19 protein-coding genes are annotated in these 21124 nt (G+C 70.7%); 14 read left to right on the top strand and 5 right to left on the bottom strand.

All coding sequences use genetic code 11. The features are described 5' to 3' along the window. The first annotated feature begins 14 nt into the window (after window positions 1-14). Window positions 15-800 (top strand): enoyl-CoA hydratase/isomerase family protein, encoded by a 786-nt coding sequence (locus tag AC5LSR_RS00855; RefSeq protein ID WP_250280861.1) that lies wholly within the window; start codon window positions 15-17, stop codon window positions 798-800. 127 nt (window positions 801-927) lie between these two features. After that, window positions 928-2598, top strand: a complete 1671-nt coding sequence (locus AC5LSR_RS00850) for an AMP-binding protein (protein ID WP_250280859.1) — start codon at window positions 928-930, stop codon at window positions 2596-2598. A gap of 133 nt (window positions 2599-2731) precedes the next feature. On the opposite strand, the gene AC5LSR_RS00845 is transcribed toward AC5LSR_RS00850, so the two are convergent. Together AC5LSR_RS00845 and AC5LSR_RS00840 are read right to left on the bottom strand one after the other, a co-directional pair. After that, window positions 2732-3223 (bottom strand): MaoC/PaaZ C-terminal domain-containing protein, encoded by a 492-nt coding sequence (locus AC5LSR_RS00845; protein WP_250280857.1) that lies wholly within the window; start codon window positions 3221-3223, stop codon window positions 2732-2734. Further along, entirely contained in the window at window positions 3220-3675 is a 456-nt protein-coding gene (locus AC5LSR_RS00840; protein WP_250280855.1) for an FAS1-like dehydratase domain-containing protein, read from the bottom strand. Before AC5LSR_RS00840 ends, AC5LSR_RS00845 begins: the two co-directional genes overlap by 4 nt. 188 nt (window positions 3676-3863) lie before the next feature. Between AC5LSR_RS00840 and AC5LSR_RS00835 the strand changes: the two genes are divergently transcribed. Both AC5LSR_RS00835 and AC5LSR_RS00830 read left to right on the top strand, forming a co-directional pair. Continuing rightward, a complete protein-coding gene (locus tag AC5LSR_RS00835; protein WP_250280854.1) occupies window positions 3864-5039 on the top strand; it encodes an acyl-CoA dehydrogenase family protein in 1176 nt (391 codons plus the stop codon). Window positions 5040-5041: 2 nt separating this feature from the next. Beyond that, complete coding sequence (locus AC5LSR_RS00830) at window positions 5042-7015, top strand: AMP-binding protein (protein WP_250280852.1); 1974 nt, start codon at window positions 5042-5044, stop codon at window positions 7013-7015. 55 nt (window positions 7016-7070) lie between these two features. On the opposite strand, the gene AC5LSR_RS00825 is transcribed toward AC5LSR_RS00830, so the two are convergent. After that, entirely contained in the window at window positions 7071-7841 is a 771-nt protein-coding gene (locus tag AC5LSR_RS00825) for a FadR/GntR family transcriptional regulator (protein ID WP_047223273.1), read from the bottom strand. 95 nt (window positions 7842-7936) lie between these two features. Between AC5LSR_RS00825 and AC5LSR_RS00820 the strand changes: the two genes are divergently transcribed. From AC5LSR_RS00820 to AC5LSR_RS00775, 10 genes are all read left to right on the top strand, one after another. Further along, entirely contained in the window at window positions 7937-9055 is a 1119-nt protein-coding gene (locus AC5LSR_RS00820) for an acyl-CoA dehydrogenase family protein (RefSeq protein WP_250280850.1), read from the top strand. 73 nt (window positions 9056-9128) lie between these two features. Continuing rightward, complete coding sequence (locus AC5LSR_RS00815; RefSeq protein ID WP_250280847.1) at window positions 9129-10295, top strand: acyl-CoA dehydrogenase family protein; 1167 nt, start codon at window positions 9129-9131, stop codon at window positions 10293-10295. Beyond that, a complete protein-coding gene (locus AC5LSR_RS00810) occupies window positions 10295-11044 on the top strand; it encodes an SDR family NAD(P)-dependent oxidoreductase (protein ID WP_250280845.1) in 750 nt (249 codons plus the stop codon). Before AC5LSR_RS00815 ends, AC5LSR_RS00810 begins: the two co-directional genes overlap by 1 nt. Then, complete coding sequence (locus AC5LSR_RS00805; protein WP_250280843.1) at window positions 11044-12246, top strand: thiolase family protein; 1203 nt, start codon at window positions 11044-11046, stop codon at window positions 12244-12246. Before AC5LSR_RS00810 ends, AC5LSR_RS00805 begins: the two co-directional genes overlap by 1 nt. Continuing rightward, window positions 12243-13472 carry an acetyl-CoA hydrolase/transferase family protein gene (locus tag AC5LSR_RS00800; RefSeq protein ID WP_250280842.1) on the top strand — a complete coding sequence of 410 codons (1230 nt, stop codon included), beginning with the start codon at window positions 12243-12245 and terminating at the stop codon, window positions 13470-13472. Before AC5LSR_RS00805 ends, AC5LSR_RS00800 begins: the two co-directional genes overlap by 4 nt. A gap of 59 nt (window positions 13473-13531) precedes the next feature. After that, window positions 13532-14461: a hydroxymethylglutaryl-CoA lyase gene (locus tag AC5LSR_RS00795; RefSeq protein ID WP_250290994.1), complete on the top strand. Its 930-nt coding sequence runs from the start codon at window positions 13532-13534 to the stop codon at window positions 14459-14461. Window positions 14462-14591: 130 nt separating this feature from the next. Further along, window positions 14592-15350 carry an SDR family NAD(P)-dependent oxidoreductase gene (locus tag AC5LSR_RS00790; RefSeq protein WP_250280838.1) on the top strand — a complete coding sequence of 253 codons (759 nt, stop codon included), beginning with the start codon at window positions 14592-14594 and terminating at the stop codon, window positions 15348-15350. A 145-nt stretch (window positions 15351-15495) separates the two neighbouring features. Next, on the top strand, window positions 15496-16278 hold the full coding sequence (locus tag AC5LSR_RS00785) for an enoyl-CoA hydratase/isomerase family protein (RefSeq protein WP_250280837.1): 783 nt from the start codon (window positions 15496-15498) through the stop codon (window positions 16276-16278). Between the two features lie 101 nt (window positions 16279-16379). Then, entirely contained in the window at window positions 16380-16943 is a 564-nt protein-coding gene (locus tag AC5LSR_RS00780) for a helix-turn-helix domain-containing protein (protein WP_250280836.1), read from the top strand. Between the two features lie 11 nt (window positions 16944-16954). After that, complete coding sequence (locus tag AC5LSR_RS00775; RefSeq protein WP_250280835.1) at window positions 16955-18667, top strand: enoyl-CoA hydratase/isomerase family protein; 1713 nt, start codon at window positions 16955-16957, stop codon at window positions 18665-18667. Between the two features lie 242 nt (window positions 18668-18909). Here AC5LSR_RS00775 and AC5LSR_RS00770 read toward each other — a convergent pair whose 3' ends face one another. Continuing rightward, window positions 18910-19815, bottom strand: coding sequence for an SDR family oxidoreductase (locus tag AC5LSR_RS00770; RefSeq protein ID WP_250290999.1), 906 nt, complete (start codon window positions 19813-19815; stop codon window positions 18910-18912). A 250-nt stretch (window positions 19816-20065) separates the two neighbouring features. Beyond that, on the bottom strand, window positions 20066-20863 hold the full coding sequence (locus AC5LSR_RS00765; RefSeq protein WP_250280833.1) for an enoyl-CoA hydratase-related protein: 798 nt from the start codon (window positions 20861-20863) through the stop codon (window positions 20066-20068). Window positions 20864-21124: the final 261 nt, after the last annotated feature.

Below are 21124 nucleotides of genomic sequence, written 5' to 3'. Positions count from 1 at the left end.
AGGGACAACAGCCAATGGCAGACAAGCTCGTCCGTTACGAGGTCGACGACCACGGGGTCGCCGTCGTGACGCTGGATCACCCGGAGACCCGCAACGCGCTCAGCGACGAGCTCCTCGACGATCTCCTCGCCGCGCTGGAGGAGGCAAGGAACGACACCGGCGTGCGGGTCGCGGTGCTCACCTCGTCGCATGAGCGGATCTTCTCCGCGGGCGGCAACCTCAAGGCGTTCGCCGACGACCGTCCGACGATCACCAAGTACGCCGGGCTCGACCGCTTCCCGCGCCTGTTCAAGCTGATCGGGGCCCTGGGCAAGCCGGTGATCTGCGCCGCCAACGGTGACGTGCTCGCGGGGGCGTTCGGGCTGGCGCTGGCCTGCGACCTGGTGATCGCGAAGGAGTCGGTCCGGTTCGGCTGTCCGGAGATCAACGTGGGTGCGTTCCCCTTCATGATCTCGGCTCTCATCTACCGCAACGTCGGTCGGCTCAAGGCCAACGAGCTGATGCTGCTCGGTGAGCTCATCAGCGCTTCGGAAGCCCGTGACCTGGGCATTGTGAACGCGGTGGTGCCCGACGCCGAGTTCGGCGACGCTGTGGGCGCCTGGGCGCGCAAGGTGGCGTCGAAGTCCCCGCTGCTGATCAGGCTCGGCAAGGACGCCATCAACGCCACCCGGGACCTCGCGCTCGGCGAGGCGCTGGACGTGCTGCAGGCCCAGCTCGCGCTGGCCTTCACCACCGAGGACCTCGTCGAGGGGGTGCGGGCGTTCCGGGAGAAGCGGGCTCCCGAGTGGAAGATGCGATGATCGTCCGGTTCTGACCCGCCGTCGGCGACCGGTTCCTACTCGTTGCCTTTTTGGTCTAACCATTCTAAGGTTGACTGAAATAGTGTGACTTGAGGCACGGTAGCTGTTGACGACGAGGAAGATCACGATGACGTTCACGACGGTGACGGACCGCTACTCGCACGACGACATCGCCACCTGCTACGCCACCGGTGTATGGCGTGAGGAAACCCTGTCCGACGTCCTGGACGCGCAGGTCTCCCAGCAGCCCGACAAGGTCTTCGTCACGGACGGCAGCACGTCCCTGACCTACCGGGAACTGCGGGACAGCGGGTTACGCCTCGCGGCCGGCCTGCGGCGCCTGGGCATCGGCAGGGGGGACCGCGTCAGCGTCCAGCTCCCCAACTGGGCGGAGTTCACGCAGGCCGTGGTGGCGCTGGCGCGGATCGGCGCCGTCGCGATACCGATCATGCCGATCTACCGGAACGAGGAGGTCGGCTACATCCTGCGCGACGGCGGCGTCCGGGTGGCCATCACCAGCGAGAAGTTCAGGAAGTTCGACTACCTCGACATGTACACCAAGCTCCAGGTCGACAGCCCGGCCCTGGAGAAGATCGTCGTAGTGCGGGGGAGCGGCGCCGGCGAGCGCGACACGGTGATCCCCTTCGAGTCGCTGCTGACGGGCTCCGGCCCGGTGCCCACGGCCGAGGAGATCGGCGCGGGTGCCGGCGCCGACGACCCCTTCGTGATCGTCTACAGCTCGGGCACGACGTCCAGCCCCAAGGGCTGCCTGCACACCTTCAACACCTTCGCCGCCGGCTCGCGGCTGCTCGGCAGGGGCCTCGGCTACCGCCAGTCCGACGTCCAGTTCGGTCCGTCGCCGATAACACACACGACGGGGTTCATCACGAGCCTGCTCATACCGTTGATCTACGGTGCCGCGTCCCATCTGATGGACGTGTGGGAGCCCCGCGCGGGGCTGCGGCAGATCGGCGAGTTCGGCTGTACGGTCGCGGTGACCGCGACGACGTTCCTGCAGATGCTCATCGACGTCTACGACCCCGACCAGCACGATCCCGCCAGCCTGCGGATCTGGGTCTGCGCGGGCGCACCCATACCGGGCCCCTTCGTGGAACAGGCCCGTGACCTGCTGCCGAACTGCCAGATACTGAGCCTCTACGGCCGTACCGAGAACGCCGTGAGCACCATGTGCACGGCGGACGACGACCCGGCCCGTTCGGTCACCTCCGACGGGTCGGCGCTGCCCGGCACCTCGGTCAGGATCGTCGACGAGACGGGCCACGAGGTGCCGCGCGGCCAGGAGGGCGACATCGCCTTCCGCGGGCCCAGCCACATGCTCGGGTACATCAACAACCCCCAGGAGACCGCCGCCCTGTTCACCCCGGACGGCTACTCGCGCTCCGGCGACCTCGGGGTCATGGACGCCGACGGCTATGTCCGGGTGACCGGCCGGCTGAAGGACATCGTCATCCGCGGTGGCATGAACATCAGCGTCCGCCAGGTCGAGGACCTGCTCACCGCCCACCCGGCCATCAGCGACGTCGCGGTCGTCGGGATGCCGGACGAGCGGCTGGGGGAGCGGCTGTGCGGCTACCTCGTGCTCGCCGCGGGGCACGAGCCGCTGACGCTCGAGGACGTACGGACCTATCTGCTCGAGCGGGGGCTGGCCATCCAGAAGGTGCCCGAGCGCCTGGAGACCGTTCCACAGCTGCCGATGACCGCGACGGGCAAGGTCCAGAAGCACGTCCTGCGCACCGACATCGCCGAGAAGCTCAAGGCCGAGAAGCTCGGGGTGTGAGCCGGGGTGCCTCCCGCGGGTCCGGCTCAAAGCCGAGCGGAGACCCGCGGGAGACGCCCCGGTGCCGGCGCGGCGGCCACCGGTGGTGGCCGCCGGCGTGGGTGGGCCGGCGCGGTGCCGGGTCGAGGCGACCTCAGGACGAGGCGACGACGGCCTTCGCGCTGGCCCGTACCACCGTGTCGTCACCCCGGCGCACCGACAGGGCGATCTCGGCGACCGACTCGGCGGCCGGCGCGACGGCCGACTCCGCGTCCGGCCCGTCGGCCGGGCCGGGGCCCGGCCCGTCGATCGCGACGATGCCGACGATTTCGCCGGACAGGCGCAGGACGTCACCCAGGAAAACCGGGGCGACGAAGCGCACCTCGAATTCCCGCAGGTGTTCCACGCCGAGCCAGTCCGACAGCCAGCCGGCCAGTATCCCGGCCTGTAGCTGCCCCATCGAGATGACACCGGGAAAGCCGCTTGAGCGCACGAACTCGGGGTCGTGGTGCAGCGGGTTGAAATCGCCGCCGGCGCCGGCGAAACGCACGATGTCGGTCTGCGTGAGCGGCCCGATCTCCCGGGCCGGATGGGTGTCCCCGACCGCGGCCCGAACGGGCCGCCTGGCCCGGATGGGTTGACTCATGCGCTTTTTCCTCGCTCGATGAGCACGTCCCGCTGCCGGACGACCGGTGTTCCCGTGGCGTCGACATACTCGGTCTCCAGGGTCACGACGCGCATGGAGCCGCCGCGTTTCCCGGCACGGCGTTCGTCACCGACGACGCGGCGCACGGCGCGCAGCGAGTCCCCGGCCCGCAGCGGGCGCAGGTACTGCCAGCGCACCGAGCCCACGACCACGCGCTCGAGGGCCAGGCCGAGCCGGTCGACGAAGGCGCGCTGGTCACGCCAGTGCCCGACGGCGACGACATGGGTCGGGGTGGCCAGCAGATCGTCGAAACCCGCGGCGCGCGCGGCGTCCGCGTCCGTGTGCACGGGGTCCGTGGTGAACGTCGCCCGGGCGAACTCCCAGATCTTGCCGCGCTCGACGTCGAAGGCGACCTCGTCCACGACCGTGCCGACGAGTTTCCCGTCGCTCACCCGTTGTTCCCCGCCGCCGTGAAAGCCGCCACCGTGCGGGTGGCGGCCGCGCGAGCAGTCATCGTACGAGTGGTCATCGTACGAGTGGTCATCGTACGAGCAGTCATCGTACGAGTGGTCATCGTGAAAACCCCTTTTCGGTCTGACCTATAGTACCATCGCATCAATCGCGGATGAGGGGTGCAAGCATGGATCTTGCGGACTCGCCAGGGGAACGACACTTCCGCACCGAGGTCCGGGAATGGCTGGCGACGGCACTTCCGCGCCTTCCCTGGCCGGAGCCGGCCGATCTGGTCGAGAAGCTTCCGTTCTGGCAGCAGTGGCAACGTCTGCTGTTCGACGCCGGTTATGCCGGGCTGTCGTGGCCGAAGGAGTACGGCGGCGGTGGCGCCGACGCGAAAATACGCGCGATCTTCACCGAGGAGGCCGACCGCGCCGGCGTCCCCGAACGGCTGAACATCATCGGTGAGGATCTCGCCGGCCCGACGATCATCGAGTTCGGCACGGACGAGCAGAAGGAACGCTTCCTGCGGCCGATCCTCACCGGCGAGGAGATCTGGTGCCAGCTCTTCTCCGAGCCGGAGGCCGGCTCGGACCTGGCGTCGTTGCGGACCAGGGCGACCAGGGCTGACGGCGGCTGGCGGCTGCAGGGCCAGAAGATCTGGACCAGCCGGGCGCACCTCGCCGCCAACGGCATCCTGCTCGCGCGCACCGGCGGCGGGCCGCGCCACAAGGGCATCACCTACTTCCTGCTGCCGATGGACGCCGACGGCGTCACCATCCGCCCGCTCGCGCACATGCTGGGTGAGGCCGAGTTCAACGAGGTCTTCCTCGACGACGTCTTCGTCCCGGACGACCGGGTCGTCGGCGAGGTGGACGGCGGCTGGCGGGTCGCGATGGCCACGCTGTCCTACGAGCGGGTCGCCATCGCCACCGGCCGGGTGAACACCAAGCGCGCCGTCGACGACATCATCACCGACATCAGCCAGCGCACCGGCGACGACGGGCGCCCGCTGGGGGCGGACCCGGCGGTCCGCCAGAAGGTCGCCGACCTCTACGGGCGCGCCCTGATCCACTATCTCATCGGCCAGCGGGTGGTCACGCTCGCCGCCGCCGACGGCCCGCCCGGGCCGGTCACCTCGATCGGCAAGCTCTACTTCTGCCCGCTCGTCGAGGACCTGGCGGACTTCCGGCTCTCCCTGGAGCCGCTGGGCGGCCAGTTCTCCCCGGACGACAAGGAACTGGACAGCACGCGCTGGCTCCGGCTGGCCTACCAGGCCCGCGGCACCGCGATCGCCGGCGGATCCACCTTCATCCAGCGCAACATCGTCGCCGAGCGTATCCTCAACATGCCCCGGAGCTGACCGTGACCGAGCACACTGGGACCGAGCACACCGGGACCGGGTACACCTGGACCCCCACCTCCGAGTACATCGAGAACGCCAACGTCACCCGGCTGGCGCGGGCACACGGCCTGTCGTCACTGGCCGAGCTGCGCGAGCGCTCGGTGCGCGACATCGGCTGGTACTGGGACGCCGTGGTCAAGGACCTGGGCCTGCCCTTCCGCACGCCGTACTCGCGGGTGGTCGACCTCTCCGCGGGCATCGAGCATCCCGACTGGTTCGTGGGCGGCGAGCTCAACATCGTCGACGCCTGCCTGGGGCGCTGGGACGGCGACGAGCAGGTCGCGAACCGGCCGGCCGTCATCCACGCGGCCGAGGACGGCACGACCACGACGGTGACCTACCGTGAGCTCACCCGGCAGGTGGAGCGGGTCAGTGCCGGCTTGCGCCGGCTCGGGATCGGCAGGGGCGACGCGGTCGCCCTGTTCCTGCCGATGATCCCCGAGGCCGTCGTCGCCTCCTACGCGGCCGCCCGCATCGGCGCGGTCCTGGTGCCGCTGTTCTCCGGGTTCGCGCCTTCGGCCATCGCCTCCCGTATCCAGGACGCCGACGCCAAGGCGGTCATCGTCGCCGACGGCACCGTCCGGCGCCGCCGCGCGGTGGCCATGAAACCGCTGCTCGACGAGGCGCTGCGGTCCTGCCCGACGGTGGAGCACGTCGTCGTCGTCGGCAACCTCGACGACGCCCCGGAGATCTCCGCGACCAGGGATGTCCGGTGGAGCGACCTGCTCACCGGCCCGGATGGCGCTGGCGAGGCCGAGGCGCTGCGGGCGACCGACACCCTGCTGCTGGCGTACACCTCCGGGACGACGGGCCGGCCCAAGGGTGCCGTCCACACCCATGCCGGCTTCCTGGTGAAGGTGGCCAGCGAGGTCGCCTACTCCTTCGACGTCGGCCCGGGGGGCGTGTTCTGCTGGGTGACCGACATGGGCTGGATCATGGGCCCGTTGTCGATCTTCGGGACGCACGCCAACGGCGCGACGCTGCTGCTCTACGAGGGCTCGCCCGACGTGCCCGACACCAACCGCCTGTGGGACCTGGTGGACCGCCACCGCGTCACCATGCTCGGGGTCTCGCCGACGCTGATCCGCACGCTGCGCTCCAGCGAGAAGATCTCGCTGGACGGCTTCGACCTGTCGTCGGTGCGCGTGCTCGGCTCGACGGGCGAGCCCTGGGACCCCGACTCCTACGAGTGGCTGGCCAGGGACGTCTTCGGCGGGCGGGTCCCGGTCATCAACTTCTCGGGCGGCACCGAGGTCGGCGGATCCTTCCTCGCGCCGTACCCGGTCGAGCCCATCCGCAGCTGTTCGCTGGGCGGCCCGTCGCTGGGCATGGACGTCGACGTGGTCGACGACCGGGCGCAGCCGGTGCGCGGCGAGGTCGGCGAGCTGGTGTGCCGGCAGCCGTGGCCGGCGATGACGCGCGGGGTGTGGCGGGACGAGGCCCGCTATCTGGAGGCGTACTGGTCGACCTTCCCCGGCCTGTGGCGCCACGGCGACTTCGCCCTGGTCGACAAGGACGGGCAGTGGTTCATCCTGGGCCGCTCCGATGACGTCATGAACGTGGCGGGCAAGCGGCTGGCACCGGCGGAGGTCGAATCGGTCATGATCACCCATCCGGCGGTGGCCGAGGCGGCGGCGGTCGGCGTCCCGGACCCGAAGAAGGGCGAGGCCGTCTGGGCGTTCTGGGTCCCCCGTCCGGACGCGACCGAGGACGTCTCGGCGCAGCTGCGGGAGATGGTCGCGGCCGAGCTCGGCAAGCCCTTCGCCCCGGGGCTGGTCCGGCGGGTGTCGCAACTGCCCAAGACGCGGTCGGCGAAGATACTGCGGCGCGCGGTGCGGGCGGCGGCCCTGGGCCGGGATCCCGGGGACCTCTCCGGCGCGGAGAACCCGGACGCGGTGGAGGAGATCCGCGCGGCGGTCGGGCTGGACGCCTGAGCCCGGTATGGACCGGTGTGTGACGACGGGGCCGTGGCAGGCTGACGAGAGCCTGTCACGCCCCGTTGTTGGGAACCGATATCTCGGTGCGTTCCTCGACCTCGAGGACCGCCTGGGCGTAGGAGTGGACGTGACGGTTCATCCGGCGTACCGCGGCCTCGGGGTCCCGCGCGCGAATGGCCCTGGTGATGGACACGTGCGCCTTCGCCGCCAGCCGTCGCACCTCGTCGTTGATGAACCGCTCGTTCTCGGTGGCCGTGTAGATCGCCCGCGACAGGGCGGTCATGAGGCCGATCAGCAACTCGTTGTGGCTGGCGGTGGCCACGCCCACGTGCCAGTCGACGTTGGCCTGCAGGAACGCCGCCAGCGTGCTGCCGGTGTCGGCGATGGCCTCGTTGGCGGCATCGAGCACCTTCAGGTCGTCCTCCGTGCGGTACCGGGCGGCGAGCTGGGCGCAGAACGGCTCGATGGCCTCGCGGGTCTCCAGCAGCGCGGCCAGCCGGATCTGCTGGCCTCTGATCACCAGGCTCACCGAGGTCTCGACCGCGTCCTTGCTCGGCCGCTGGACAAAGGCGCCACCGGCCCGACCGGCCTTGATCCGGACCAGGCCCTGAACCTCAAGGATGCGCAGGGCCTCCCGGACGGTTGAACGGCTCATCCGGGTCTGCGTGACCAGCTCACGCTCTGGTGGAAGCGGTGTGTCCTCGGTGAACTCGCCGGTGAGGATGCGCTCGCGAAGCTCGTTCGCCAGCACGTCCGATGCCTTGGGGACCTCCATGGGAGCGAGCCGGATCGCCGATCGATCCTTCTTCAACGCGTCGGCCATGTGATTCTCTCTATCGATGGTCTATTGGTCAGACCTAAGTTACCATCCGAACATCGTGCACAGGGCAGTCATGGACGAGCATTACAGGAGCGGGCATGCGGTGGGATCTGGCCGACGAGCAGGAGATGTTCCGGGACTCGTTGGGCGAGTGGCTGGACCGTTTCGCCCCCGCCGATACCGTGCACGGCTGGCTCGGCGCCGGTGACGCCGCCACGTTCGAGGGGCTTCTCGTCTCGGACGGCTGGCTGGCCGTGGGGTTCGCGCAGGAGTACGGCGGCCAGGGCGGTGGCCTGCTGGAGCTCGCGCTCACGGCCGAGCGGCTGGGGCGGCACAGCGCACCGTCCAGCGCGTGGACGGCGTCGGTGCTCGCCGTCGAGGCGCTGACCGTCCTGCCGGAGCGGGCCGCCGCGGTGCTCACCGACGGCAGCTTCGCGGCTCTTGCCGTGGACGCCGACAGGCCGCCGGACGAGCCCGGCCCGGTCGTCGAGGTGGGGGCCGGCCGGGCCGGCCTGGACGGCGGGGACGGTGGGGACGGCGGGGTCCTGCGCGGCACCGTGCGGTCGGTGCTCGGCGCGGACCGCGCCCGGCAGCTGATCGTCCCGGCGGGCACGGCCGCGGGGCGGGCGTTGTTTCTGGTCGACGCCGGCACCGAGGGGGTGGGGATCAGGGCCCGTGAACTGCTGGACCGCAGCCGCTCGGTGGCGGACGTGGATCTCGCCGACGTCCCCGCCCGGCGGCTGGGCGCCGACGCCGAGCGGGTGCTCGCCCAGGCCGCGCTGCGGGCGGCCGTTCTCGTCGCCGCCGACAGCCTCGGGGCCGCGGAGCGCATGCTGCGTCTCGCGGTGGAGTACAGCAAGCAGCGGCGGCAGTTCGGGGTCCCGATCGGCTCGTTCCAGGCGGTGAAGCACGCGGCCGCCTCCATCCTGGTCGCGGTCGAGGCCGCCCGCTCCGTCGTCTACTTCGCCGCGGTGTCCGTGGACCAGGGGCACGAGGACGCGGCGCTGCACGCGGCGACCGCGAAGGCGCAGGTCACGGCCGCCGGTGAGCAGGCGGCCGACAGCGCGCTGACCATGCACGGCGCCATCGGCTACACCTGGGAGCACGAGCTGCAGCTCGCCTACAAGCGGGCGAAGCTGAACAAACGGCTCTTCGGCGCGCCGGGCGTGTGGAACGAGCGGCTGGCCGCGGCGCTGCCGCTGCTGCCCGTCGCCTGATACAACTTTTTGGTCTGTCCTTTGATACAATCAATCCAAAATCTGTCGTGCCTGGCCGAACAGGAGGCCTGCCGTGGACTTCGACCTGACAGAGGACCAGGCGACGATCCGCAAAGCCGTCGCCGAGCTCGCGAGCAAGTTTGACGACCAGTACTGGTTGGAGAAGGACTCCGCACACGAGTTCCCGACCGAGTTCTACGACGCGTTCGCCAAGGGCGGCTGGTTAGGGATCACCACGCCCGAGGAGTACGGCGGTCACGGCCTCGGCATCACCGAGGCGTCGATCCTGCTTGAGGAGGTGTCGGCAGCCGGCGGCGGCATGAACGCCGCGAGCTCGATGCACCTGTCGATCTTCGGGATGCACCCGGTCATCGTCCACGGCTCGGACGAGCTCAAGCAGCGCAACCTGCCCCGCATCGTCAACGGTGACCTGCACGTGTGCTTCGGGGTCACCGAGCCGGGCGCGGGGCTCGACACCACGCGCATCACCACGTTCGCCCGCCGGGACGGCGACCACTACGTGGTCAACGGGCGCAAGGTGTGGATCTCCAAGGCGCTGGAGTCCGAGAAGGTCCTCCTGCTCACCCGGACGACCAGGTACGAGGACGTGCAGAAGAAGACCGACGGCATGACCCTCTTCCTGACCAGCCTCGACCGCAACGCGGTCGACATCCGGCCGATCAGGAAGATGGGGCGCAACGCGGTCAGCTCGAACGAGCTCTTCATCGACGACCTGCGCGTTCCGGTGGAGGACCGGGTCGGCGAGGAGGGCGCGGGGTTCCGCTACCTGCTGGACGGGCTGAACCCGGAGCGGATGCTGATAGCCGCCGAGGCGCTCGGGCTGGGCCGCGCCGCGCTGCGGCAGGCCGTCCGCTACGGCAACGAGCGCGAGGTGTTCGGCCGTCCCATCGGCAAGAACCAGGGCCTGCAGTTCCCGCTGGCCGACTCGCTGGCCCACCTCGACGCGGCCGAACTGGTGCTGCGCAAGGCGACCTGGCTCTACGACCAGGGCAAGCCCTGCGCCCGGGAGGCGAACACCGCCAAGTACCTGTGCGCCGACGCCGGTTTCCAGGCGGCCGACCGGGCGCTGCAGACGCACGGCGGCATGGGCTACTCCGAGGAGTACCCCGTCGCGCGCTACTTCCGGGAGGCGCGGCTGCTGCGGATCGCCCCGATCAGCCAGGAAATGGTCCTGAACTATCTCGGCCCACACGTTCTCGGTCTGCCCAGGAGCTACTGATGTTCGGTTTGCACGGCCGCTCGGCACTGGTGACGGGGGCGGGCAGCGGGATCGGGGCGGCGGTCGCGGAGGCGTTCGCGGCCGCGGGTGCCGCGGTCCTCGTCTCCGACATCGACGAACAGGCGGCGAAGTCGGTGGCGGAACGCATCCGCGCCACCGGGGGCACGACGGACTCCTTCGCCCTCGACGTCCGCGACGGCACGGCCGCCGCCGAGGCCGCCCGGCGCGCGGCGGCGCTCGCCGGCGGCACCCTGCACATCCTGGTCAACAACGCCGGCGCGATCGCACCGGCGATGTTCCCCGACCTCACCCAGGAGGCGTTCCGCCGGATCATCGACATCCACCTGGTCGGCAGCTTCGTGTGCAGCCAGGCCGCCCTGCCGTACCTGCCCGAGGACGGCAGCGGGCGCATCATCAACGTGACCTCGGCCGCGGGGCTGCAGGGCACGATCGGGCAGGCCAACTACGGGGCGGCGAAGGCCGGCATCATCGGCCTGACGAAGTCGCTGGCCAAGGAGCTCGCGCGGCGCAACGTCACGGTCAACGCGCTGGCCCCGCTGGCGGCCACACCCATGACGCAGAACATCCGCAGCAACGAGAAGCTGGCGAGCAAGACGCTGGCGAGAATCCCGCTCGGCCGCTGGGCGCAGCCGGCGGAGATCGCCGGCAGTTTCGTGTTCTTCGCCTCCGACGCGGCCGCGTACATCACGGGCCAGGTGCTGCCCGTCGACGGTGGAACGGTGATGTGATGACCAGGACGACCACGAGCCCCTTCCTGCGCACCGGCCGCGAGGTGCTGATAGCGGAGGCCGTCCGCACACCCATCGGCAGGTCGCACCCGGAGCGGGGCTGGTACCGCGACACCCACCCCAACGCGATTCTCGCCGCCTGTTACACCGAGCTGATCGCCCGTAGCGGTATCGCTCCCGACGTGGTCGAGGACCTCGTCATCGGCTGTACGGCGCCCTTCGGCGAGCAGTCGCGCAACATAGGGCGCAACGCCTGGCTGCAGGCCGGCTACCCGCCGGAGGTGCCCGCCGTCACCCTCGACCGGCGCTGCGGGTCGGCGCAGACCGCGCTCGCCATGGCGGCCGCGCTGATCGGCTCCGGCACGCACGACGTGGTCATCGCCGGCGGCGTCGAGCACATGGGGCACGTCCCCATCAACTCGCCGGGCAGGATCTCCGAGCTCTACGGCGACCCGTGGCCGCTTCAGCTGCGCGACCGGTACTCCTTCGTCCACCAGGGCGAGAGCGCCGAGCTGATCGCGGACCGCTGGCAGATCAGCCGCACGGAGATGGACGAGTTCGCGGTGCGCTCGCACCAGCTGGCCGTCGCGGCGGTCGACGAGGGCCGCTTCGCCGCCGAGATGGTGCCCCTGGAACTGGCGGGGGAGACCCGTAGCAGCGACCAGAGCATCCGGCCGGGCACCAACCTGGAGACGCTGGCCGGCCTGAAGCCCTCCTTCCGCCCGGAGGACGGGCGCATCACGGCCGGCAGCTCGTCACCGATCTCCGACGGCGCCGCCGCCGTGCTGCTCGCCTCCCGCCCGGCCGCGCAGCGTCACGGCCTGAAGGTCCGGGCCCGCGTCCTCGACCAGACCACGGTCGGGGTCGACCCGGTCATCATGCTGACCGGCCCCATCCCCGCGACGCGCAAGCTGCTCGAGCGCAACGGGCTCACGATCGACGACATCGACCTGATCGAGATCAACGAGGCGTTCAGCTCCGTGGTGCTCGCCTGGGAACGCGAGCTCAAGCCCGACATGGACCGGGTCAACGTCAACGGCGGGGCCATCGCGCTCGGGCATCCCGTCGGCGCCACCGGCTCGCGCCTGACCGCCACGATCCTCGCCGAGCTGCAGCGGCGCGACGCCGAGCTCGGCCTGATCACGATGTGCTGCGGCGGCGGGCTCGGCACCGCCACCCTGGTGCAGCGGCTCGACGGATGATCGATCTCACGAGGTACCTGGCGCCGGGTGCCGGCGTCTGGTGGGGCCAGGCGAGCGCCGAGCCGCAGCCGCTGGTGCACGCGCTGCTCGACCAGATCGGCCGGCTCGGCCCGCGGCGCGCCTTCTGCGGGCTGAGCTGGGACGAGCGGCTCACCCGGGAGCTGCCCGAGGCGCTGCGCCTGGTCTCCTACGGCGGTCTGGGCGAGTTACGGGTGCTCAGCCGCGCCGGGCGCCTCGACGTGCTGCCGTGCCACTACTCCGCCCTGCCGCGGATGTTCGCCGAGGGGCATCTGCCCCGCGATGTCGGCTTCGTCCAGGTCTCGCCGCCGGACGCCGACGGCACCTGCTCGCTCGGCATCGGCGTGGACTACGCCGCCGACGCCGTGGCGCACACCCCCGTGCTGATCGCCGAGATCAACCAGCGGATGCCGGCGACCGTCGGCACGCCACGCATCCCGCTGCGCCGGTTCGCGGCCGTGGTGGAGACCGACCGTCCGCTGCGGCAGGCGCCCGAACGCCCGCCGGACAGCACGGACCAGGCCATCGCGCGCAACGTCGCGCAGCTCGTCGAGGACGGGAACACCCTCCAGATGGGTGTCGGCCCGCTCCCGTCCGCGGTCCTCGATGGCCTTGTCGGCCACCGGGACCTCGGCTTCCACTCCGGGATGATCTCCGATGGCATCCTGCGCCTGGTCGACAAGGGCGTGCTGACCGGGGCGCGCAAGGAGATCGACCGGGGTGTCATCGTCACCGGCGCGGCGCTCGGCAGCACCGAGCTGTACGAGCGGCTGGCCGGCCTGCCGGTCGAGTTCCGCCCCGCCAGCTACACGCACGCCCCGGCGACGCTGGCCCAGCTGCGTTCGCTGGTGTCGGTCAACTCGGCCATCGAGGTCGACCTGACCGGGCAGGTCGGAGCCGAGGTACGCCGCGGCGTCCTGATCGGGGCGGTCGGCGGCCAGGTCGACTTCTCGCGGGCGGCGGCACTGACCGGGACCCGTTCCATCATCGCGCTGCGCGCGCGCTCCGGGGATCGGTCCACGATCAGGCCGGCTCTTCAGGCGGGCGTGGTGACGACCTCCCGGTCGGACGTGGACGTGGTCGTGACGGAGTACGGCGCCGCGCACCTGCGCGGCTGCGGCCTCGCGGAACGAGCCCGGCGCCTGATCGCCATCGCCGCGCCGGAGCATCAGGAAGCCCTCGAGCGGGCCGCCCTGGAGAAGTCCTGAAGCAGCCGGGTAAGGCCCGCGGCGAAGCGGGCCGCACAGAACGGAGAGGAGCCCGAACAATGAGCACGCACCGCCCCGACCATGTGCACATCCGGGAGGTCGGCCCACGGGACGGTTTCCAGAACGAACCGGAACGCATCGCCACCGACAACAAGGTCCGGCTCATCAACGCCCTGGGCCGGGCCGGCTTCAAACGGATCGAGGTGGCCAGCTTCGTCCGCCCGGACGTGATCCCGCAGCTTGCCGACGGCGTGCAGGTGCTGGAGAGCATCGACGTGCCCGACGACGTGTCGCTCATGGTCCTCGTCCCGAACAGCAGGGGGCTGGACAACGCGCTGAAGGTGCGCCACCTCTTCCACGAGGTCGCGGTCTTCGTGTCCGCGTCGGAGACGCACAACAAGAAGAACGTCAACCGCACCGTCGACGAGACGATGGCCGACAACGACGTCATGGTCGGCCGGATCCGGGCGGAGGGGCTGAAGTGCGCCGCCGTCATCGCGACGTCCTTCGGCTGCCCGTACGAGGGCAGGATCGAGCTGAAGCGGGTGCTGGACCTCGCGGAGCGGTTCGCCGAGGCGGGGGCGACCGAGATCGGCTTCGGTGACACCACCGGGATGGCCAACCCCGCGTACGCCGGCGAGTTCTTCACCGCGGCGCTCGAGCGGCTGCCCGGGACCGAGGTCACCGCCCACTTCCACAACACGCGGGGGCAGGGGCTGGCCAACGCGTTCGCCGCGCTGGAAGCCGGCTGCGCCAGCTTCGAGTCGAGCTTCGGCGAACTCGGCGGCTGCCCCGTCCCGGCCGGGTCGACCGGCAACATCGCCACCGAGGACCTGGTGAGCATGTTCCACGAGATGGGCGTGGCCACCGGCCTGTCGCTGCCCGCGATCATCGAGGCGGCCCGCGAGGCGCAGTCGGTGCTCGGCCGCACCCTCACCAGCCACTCGATCATCGCCGGGCCGGTCAACTGGCCGTCCAGCGCCGCCTGAGGCTTTCCCGCCGGCACAGCGGAGCCCCGCCGGCACAGCGGAGCCCCGCCGGCACGACGGAGCTCCGCCCGCACGGCGAGCTCCACCGGCACGGCGAACACACGACACGACGAGCACAGCGGAGACAAACATGAGCAATCGGGTCGCCTTCGTCACCGGCGGCGCGCAGGGCATCGGCGAAGGCATCTCGCGGACGCTCGGGGCCAAGGGCTTCCAGGTCGCCGTCGCCGACCTCAACTTCGAGGCGGCGCAGGCCACCGCCGCGGCGGTCACCGCCGCCGGCGGCAGGGCCATCGCCGTCCACGTGGACGTGACGGACACCGCCTCCGTCCAGGCCGGGGTGAAGGCGGTGACCGGCGAGCTCGGCCCGGTCGAGATCGCCGTGAACAACGCCGGCTGGGACGACTTCCTGAAGTTCGTCGACACCACCGAGGAGTTCTGGGACCGCATCCTGGAAATCAACTTCAAGGGAGCGCTGCGGGTCACCAGGACCGTGGTGCCCGGCATGCTGGAGCGGGGCTGGGGGCGCGTCATCAACATCGGCTCCGACGCGGGCCGGGTCGGCTCCTCGCTCGAGGCGGTGTACTCCGGCGCCAAGGGCGGCATCATCGCCTTCACCAAGACGCTCGCCCGCGAGGTGGCCACCAAGGGCGTCACCGCGAACACCGTCTGCCCCGGCCCCACCGACACGCCCGCCCTGCGCAAGTTCGCCGACAACGCCGGCCAGGACGCCGAGAAGGTCATCGCCGGGATGACCCGGTCGGTGCCCCTGCGCCGCCTGGCGCAGCCGAGCGACGTGGCGGCGGCCGTCGCGTTCTTCGCCTCCGACGAGGCCGGCTACATCACCGGCCAGACGCTGTCGGTCAGCGGCGGGCTCACCATGGCCTGACCGGCCCGCCGGCCCGCCGGCCCGGCCGGGGACGTCCCACCCGGAAAGATATCCACCCGGAATGGCAGGCGGCGGCCGGCGCCCGTTCCACGGGCCGTGTTCGTGGCCACCGCGGATCCACAAGCTGTTGAATGAGGATGACACAATGCCCGACCCTGGTAGCACGGCCGTCAGATGGGATCGTGTGGCGGACGGCGTTCTGCGTGTGACGCTGGAGCGGCCGCCCGCGAACGCGCTCGGCAGGCCCATCATCGAGGGGCTGGCCGCCGCGCTGGACGAACTGGACGCGGCGGGCAACGTCATAACCGTCGTCACGTCCGCCATTCCGGGTTTCTTCGCCGCCGGCGCGGACATCAAGCACATGTCCGCGGTGGACGCCGAGTCCTTCCTGGCCTATGGTGACGAGCTGCGCGGCGTGCTCGACCGGCTCGCCGCGCCGGACCGCATCACGATCGCGGCCATTGACGGGCTGGCCCTCGGCGGCGGGCTTGAGCTCGCGATGGCGTGCACGCTGCGGGTCGCCGGGGCCGGGGCGCGCCTCGGCCTGCCCGAGGCCAGGCTCGGCCTGATCCCCGGCGCGGGCGGCACCCAGCGGCTGCCGCGGCTCGTCGGCCGTGGCCGGGCCCTCGACATCATGCTGACGGCCAGGCAGGTGCCCGCGCCGGAGGCCCACGCGATCGGCCTGGTCGACCGGCTCGTCGAGCAGGGGCAGGCCGAGCAGGAGGCGCTCAGGCTCGCCGCCGAGCTGCGCCGGCTGTCGCAGCCCGCCCTGCACGCCGTGGTCCGCACGGTCGACGCCGCGTTCGACCTGACGTTGCCGGCGGGCTTCGCCTACGAGGTCGCCCAGGAACAGGAGCTGTTCGAGTCGGGCGAGGCGAAAGAGGGGCTGGCGGCTTTCCTGGAGAAGCGTCCGCCGAAATTCGTCTGACACCCCGGCCCGGTCGGCCGGCCGGGCCCCCGCCGGGGCGGCCCGGTATCCGTGAACAGCGGTGGATGGATGTACTTCTCGGAGTTTGGCGGGATTTTTCCATGGCAGTGAACCGTTATACGCTGACCGACGAACAGAGATCAGATCTGATTATGCTGGTCCGCGGTCCGGTCGAGGAACGGGCGGTTGCCGACCGGGCGCGGATGGTGCTGTGGTGGGATGAAGGCATGCCGGCCCGCGCGATAGCCGCTCTGCTGCGAGTGTCGCCGCCCACCGTGTATCTGTGGCCGGCCCGTTTCGCCAGATTCGGGATCGAGGGGCTCTACGACGCGCCGCGGCCCGCGCCGCCGCCGGTTCATGACGGACGGGTGCGGGCAAGGATTCTCGCACTGGCCCGGCAGTCGCCGCCCGCGGAGACCGGGCTGCGGCGCTGGTCGAGCCGTGCGATGGCGCGGTACCTGCAGCGCTGTGAGGGAGTCGTGGTGTCACATACCTTCATCGCCGACCTCTGGCGGGAGAACAATCTTCAGCCGTACCGGACGGGGACCTTCGGGCCGCCGGCCGGCCCGGCCCCGCGGACACCGGACACCGCCACCGCCACCGCCACCGCCACCGTCGACCAGCTCCAGCGCTTATCACGTGGCGGGATGCACACGAACAGCTGAGGGGAAGAACTGTGGGGAGCATCGAGGAGGCCGCGTTCGAGACCATCCTGGTCGAACGCCCCTCGGACGGCATCATCGTCGCGACGCTGAACCGCCCGGAGCGGCTGAACGCGATGACGGTGCGCATGTTCGAGGAGCTCGAGGACCTGGCCCTGGCGGTGGACGGCGACCTCGACGCGCGCGTCCTGATCCTCACGGGCGCGGGGGACCGGGCCTTCTGCGCCGGCTACGACCTCGACGACGCCGAGGAGCTGTCGAGCCTGTCGCCCATGGGCATGCTCGTACGCCAGGAGCGCGCCGCCCGCGCGCTGGCGACGCTCCGGTCGGTCCGGATCCCGGTGATCGCGGCGCTCAACGGCACCGCCGCGGGCGGCGGGATGTCGCTCGCGCTCGTCGCCGACATCCGGCTGGCCACGCCGTCGGTGAGGTTCAACGCCGCCTTCGTACGCATCGGCCTGTCCGCCGGGGACATGGGCGCCTCCTGGCTGCTGCCGCGCATCGTCGGGCCCGCGCTCAGCGCCGACATCGCCTATACCGGGCGTTTCGTCGAGGCGCAGGAGGCCGAGCGGATCGGCCTGGTCAACAGGATCGTCCCGGCGCAGGCCCTGCTGGCCGAGGCCGTCGCCATGGCCGAGGTCATCCGCGCCAGCCCGGCTGGCGCCATCCAGCTGTCCAAACGGTCGCTGCAGGCCAACATGGAGGTGTCCTCGTACCCGGCCGCCCTGGAGCTGGAGAACCGTGGCCAGGTGGTGCTCACCAGGGACGAGGAGATCGGCTTCCCGGCGGCCCTCGACGCCCTCGGACGGGAGTACGCCGACGCGCAGGAGCACACCGGCGCTCCTGTTCCCGGGCTGGCCGTTGCCCGGCCGGTGACGAGAGATCGGACCAACAGTGGGGAAGGCGGTTTCATGCTCCAGTTCGAGCCACCGAAGTTGGAGACGCTGACGCTCGAGCCCCTGGCGGGCGGCAGCGTGCTGCTGACGGTCAACCGTCCCCACCGGATGAACTCGCTGACGGTCAAGATGTTCGAGGAGTTCAACACCGTCGCCCACGCCCTGCGGGACACCGACGCCAGGGCGCTGATCCTCACCGGGGCGGGCGGCCGCGCGTTCTGCGCGGGCTTCGACCTCGACGAGATCGGCGTCATCGCCACCATGGGCGTGCGTGAGTTCCTGCGTTTCCAGGAGATCGCGGCCGGGGGTTTCGCGGCGATCCGTGCCCTTCCCTTCCCCGTGGTCGCGGCCATCCACGGGGCGGCCTCGGGGGGCGGGCTGGCGCTCGCGCTCGCCGCGGACATCCGCCTGGTCGCGCCGACCGCCAAGTTCAACGCCCCGTTCGTCCGGCTCGGGCTGTCCATCGGGGACCTGGGCACCTCGTGGCAGCTCACCCGGCTGGTCGGGCCCGGGCGGGCGGCCGAGATCGCCTACACGGTGCGTACCGTCGAGGCCGAGGAGGCGGTCCGCATCGGGCTGGCGAACCGGCTCGTGCCGTCGGAGACGCTGCTTGAGGAGGCGTTCACGGTGGCGAAACAGATCGCCGGCAACTCGCCCGCCGGTATCCGCATGTCCAAGCGCGCGCTGCAGCACAACCAGGAGAACGCCTCCTTCGCGGCGGCGCTCGAGCTGGAGAACCGCGGCCAGGCGCTGCTGACGCGCGGTGAGGACATGACCGAGGCCCTGACGGCGTTCAAGGCACGCCGGCCGCCACGGTTCACCGGCAGGTAGGGGACGCGGGCCGGGGGACAGCAGGCCGGGCCAGGCGCCGGCAGCTGTCCCGGCCGGGCTGTCCCCCGGCTGCCCGAAAAACAGGGGAGTAGAAACGGGAAAGCAGCGACGAGAACCCGGAAAGACAGCGGAACGCCCCCGGATAATCGCCGTCCGGGGGCGTTCCTCCGGTTTCTGGGGAAAGTACCGTTTATGTGGGGGGACGGTGCCCCGAAGAAATGGGCGGAGCGGAGGGGATACCGTCAGACGTCGCGCTGGGCCTTGCTCTGCGCGCTCGCCAGCTGGCTGCGCTCGCGGATTTCGGACCAGTCCTGGTCGCTCAGGGTGGTCAGGCCCGCGAACGTCCCCGGGCCGGCCAGTTTCTGCCCCCCGTCCATCGCGATCGTCTCGCCGGTGAGGTAGTCGCAGGCGTCCGACAGGAGGAATATCACGAGGTTCGCCAGCTCCTCGACGGTGCCCACGCGGCGCATCGGGATCTGGTCGGCCTGGGTCGCCCCGACCGAGCTCCTGTCGGTGGGGTTGAGCATCTCCCAGGCGTAGTCCGTCGGGATGGGCCCGGGCGCGAGGGCGTTGAGGCGGATGCCGTAGCGGGCCCACTCGACCGCCAGCGACATGGTCATGGCGTGCACGGCGGCCTTGCCCATCGCGGAGGGGACCACGAACGCGGAGCCGGTCCAGATCCAGGTGGTGAGCATGGACAGCACCGCCCCTGGCAGCCCCTCGGCGATCCAGCGGCGGCCGGCGGCGTGGGTGGTGTTGAAGGAGCCGTTCATCACGGTCGAGCTGACGGCCTCGAAGGCGCGTGCGCTCAGGCTGGCGGTCGGCGCGATGAAGTTCGCCGCGGCGTTGTTGACGACGCTGGTCAACGGCCCGTACTGGGACCAGATCCCGTCGATGGCCGCGTCGACGAGATCCGCCTTGCGCACGTCGACCGTCTGCACGTGGACGCTGCCCGGCCGGGAGGCCGACGCCTGCGCGGCGGCATCCTCCAGGACGGCCTGCCGGCGCCCCCACAGATGGACCTCGGCGCCGTGCTGCACCAGGTGGGCCGCCACCCCCCGGCCGAGGCCGGTCCCACCGCCGGTGATGAGAACCCGTTTTCCCAGCAGCACGTCTGGCGAGTAGATGGACTTCGAGCTGTCAGCCATGGGTGGTCCCTTGTCGGCTCTGGTGGCCCTGCGCAGCCCCGGGGAGCTCTGATGGTCTCCCCGGGGGGCTCTGTCGGCGTTGGCGGTGCTGCCCGGTCACGCACCCGCGGTCACAGCGGGCCGGAAGCCGCTCCCGCGGCACCGCGGTGCTGTCTGTCTCGTGCGCGGTGCCGCGGACGGGCCTTCGGCTGCCCGGTACTTCGGCTGCTCCGGTACTCCAGTTGCTCCGGTATTTTAGTTGCCCGTTACTTCAGTTGCCCCGGTACACGGAGAAGTCCGGCGGGCGCTTCTCGTTGAAGGCGGTGATGCCTTCCTTGGCCTCGGGGGACTCACCGAACAGCTTGAGGCTGGAGTACGCCAGCTGCCCGATTCCCGCGAAGTGCTCGGTGTCGGTGTTCAGCGACTGCTTGAGCACCTTGAGCGAGGTGGGCGACAGCAGGAGGATCTCATCCGCCCAGGCGCGGACCTCCGCCCGCAGCTGGGCGGCCGGGACCACCTTGTTGACCAGGCCCCAGTCCGCGGCCTGCTGGGCGCTGTACTGGCGGCAGAGGAACCAGATCTCGCGGGCTCGCTTCTCACCGATCACGCGGGCGAGGTAGCCGGTGCCGAAACCGGCGTCGAACGAGCCGACCCGCGGGCCGTTCTGGCCGAAACGGGCGGTCTCGGACGCGATGCTGAGGTCGCACAACAGGTGCAGGACGTGGCCGCCGCCGATGGCGAAACCGTTCACCGCCGCGATGACGGGCTTGGGCACGTCACGGATGACCCGGTGCAGGGCGTCCACCTCGAACAGGCCGCTGTCCGACGGGCCGTAGTCGCCGGTCTCCAGGCGCTGTTTCTGGTCACCGCCGGTGCAGAAGGCTTTCTCGCCGGCGCCGGTGAGAGCGATGACGCCGACCTCGTCGCTGGCCCAGGCGCGCTTGAAGCTTTTGATCAGCTCGTCGACGGTGCGGGCCCGGAACGAATTGTAACGCTCCGGCCGATTGATGGTGATCCAGGCCAGGCCGTTTTCGACCTTGTACGTCACGTCAGTGAACTGGTCGTCCATTGAACCGATGACCCTCTTCGATCAGGAAGCGAGCAGGGGTGCTGCTCGTCAGGGAGTAGATGACATGATCTTCCTGGCTGCCCGCCCGGAAAACGCCGGCCCGCCGGAGGGCAAATGTACTGGTACGAACGGCCTTTTTCAAGGCGCTGTCGGGCCTGGCAATTGAACACCACTGACGGGAGACAGGAATTACCTCCAAAGGGGGACCGGAGCCATGGCTCAGGTGGGTGCCGCCCTCGCCAGGAGTGATCAGCCGCTGTC

The organism is Protofrankia sp. CiP1_Cm_nod4 (assembly GCF_982290645.1).
This window is presented reverse-complemented; position numbering and strand designations above follow the sequence as displayed.

What these genes read in the sequence shown, in the direction of transcription:
- AC5LSR_RS00855 (WP_250280861.1), top strand. Translation starts at nt 15, where the DNA reads ATGGCAGACAAGCTCGTCCGTTACGAGGTCGACGACCACGGGGTCGCC.
- AC5LSR_RS00850 (WP_250280859.1), top strand. Translation starts at nt 928, where the DNA reads ATGACGTTCACGACGGTGACGGACCGCTACTCGCACGACGACATCGCC.
- AC5LSR_RS00845 (WP_250280857.1), bottom strand. Translation starts at nt 3,223, where the DNA reads ATGAGTCAACCCATCCGGGCCAGGCGGCCCGTTCGGGCCGCGGTCGGG.
- AC5LSR_RS00835 (WP_250280854.1), top strand. Translation starts at nt 3,864, where the DNA reads ATGGATCTTGCGGACTCGCCAGGGGAACGACACTTCCGCACCGAGGTC.
- AC5LSR_RS00825 (WP_047223273.1), bottom strand. Translation starts at nt 7,841, where the DNA reads ATGGCCGACGCGTTGAAGAAGGATCGATCGGCGATCCGGCTCGCTCCC.
- AC5LSR_RS00820 (WP_250280850.1), top strand. Translation starts at nt 7,937, where the DNA reads ATGCGGTGGGATCTGGCCGACGAGCAGGAGATGTTCCGGGACTCGTTG.
- AC5LSR_RS00810 (WP_250280845.1), top strand. Translation starts at nt 10,295, where the DNA reads ATGTTCGGTTTGCACGGCCGCTCGGCACTGGTGACGGGGGCGGGCAGC.
- AC5LSR_RS00805 (WP_250280843.1), top strand. Translation starts at nt 11,044, where the DNA reads ATGACCAGGACGACCACGAGCCCCTTCCTGCGCACCGGCCGCGAGGTG.
- AC5LSR_RS00800 (WP_250280842.1), top strand. Translation starts at nt 12,243, where the DNA reads ATGATCGATCTCACGAGGTACCTGGCGCCGGGTGCCGGCGTCTGGTGG.
- AC5LSR_RS00795 (WP_250290994.1), top strand. Translation starts at nt 13,532, where the DNA reads ATGAGCACGCACCGCCCCGACCATGTGCACATCCGGGAGGTCGGCCCA.
- AC5LSR_RS00790 (WP_250280838.1), top strand. Translation starts at nt 14,592, where the DNA reads ATGAGCAATCGGGTCGCCTTCGTCACCGGCGGCGCGCAGGGCATCGGC.
- AC5LSR_RS00785 (WP_250280837.1), top strand. Translation starts at nt 15,496, where the DNA reads ATGCCCGACCCTGGTAGCACGGCCGTCAGATGGGATCGTGTGGCGGAC.
- AC5LSR_RS00780 (WP_250280836.1), top strand. Translation starts at nt 16,380, where the DNA reads ATGGCAGTGAACCGTTATACGCTGACCGACGAACAGAGATCAGATCTG.
- AC5LSR_RS00770 (WP_250290999.1), bottom strand. Translation starts at nt 19,815, where the DNA reads ATGGCTGACAGCTCGAAGTCCATCTACTCGCCAGACGTGCTGCTGGGA.
- AC5LSR_RS00765 (WP_250280833.1), bottom strand. Translation starts at nt 20,863, where the DNA reads ATGGACGACCAGTTCACTGACGTGACGTACAAGGTCGAAAACGGCCTG.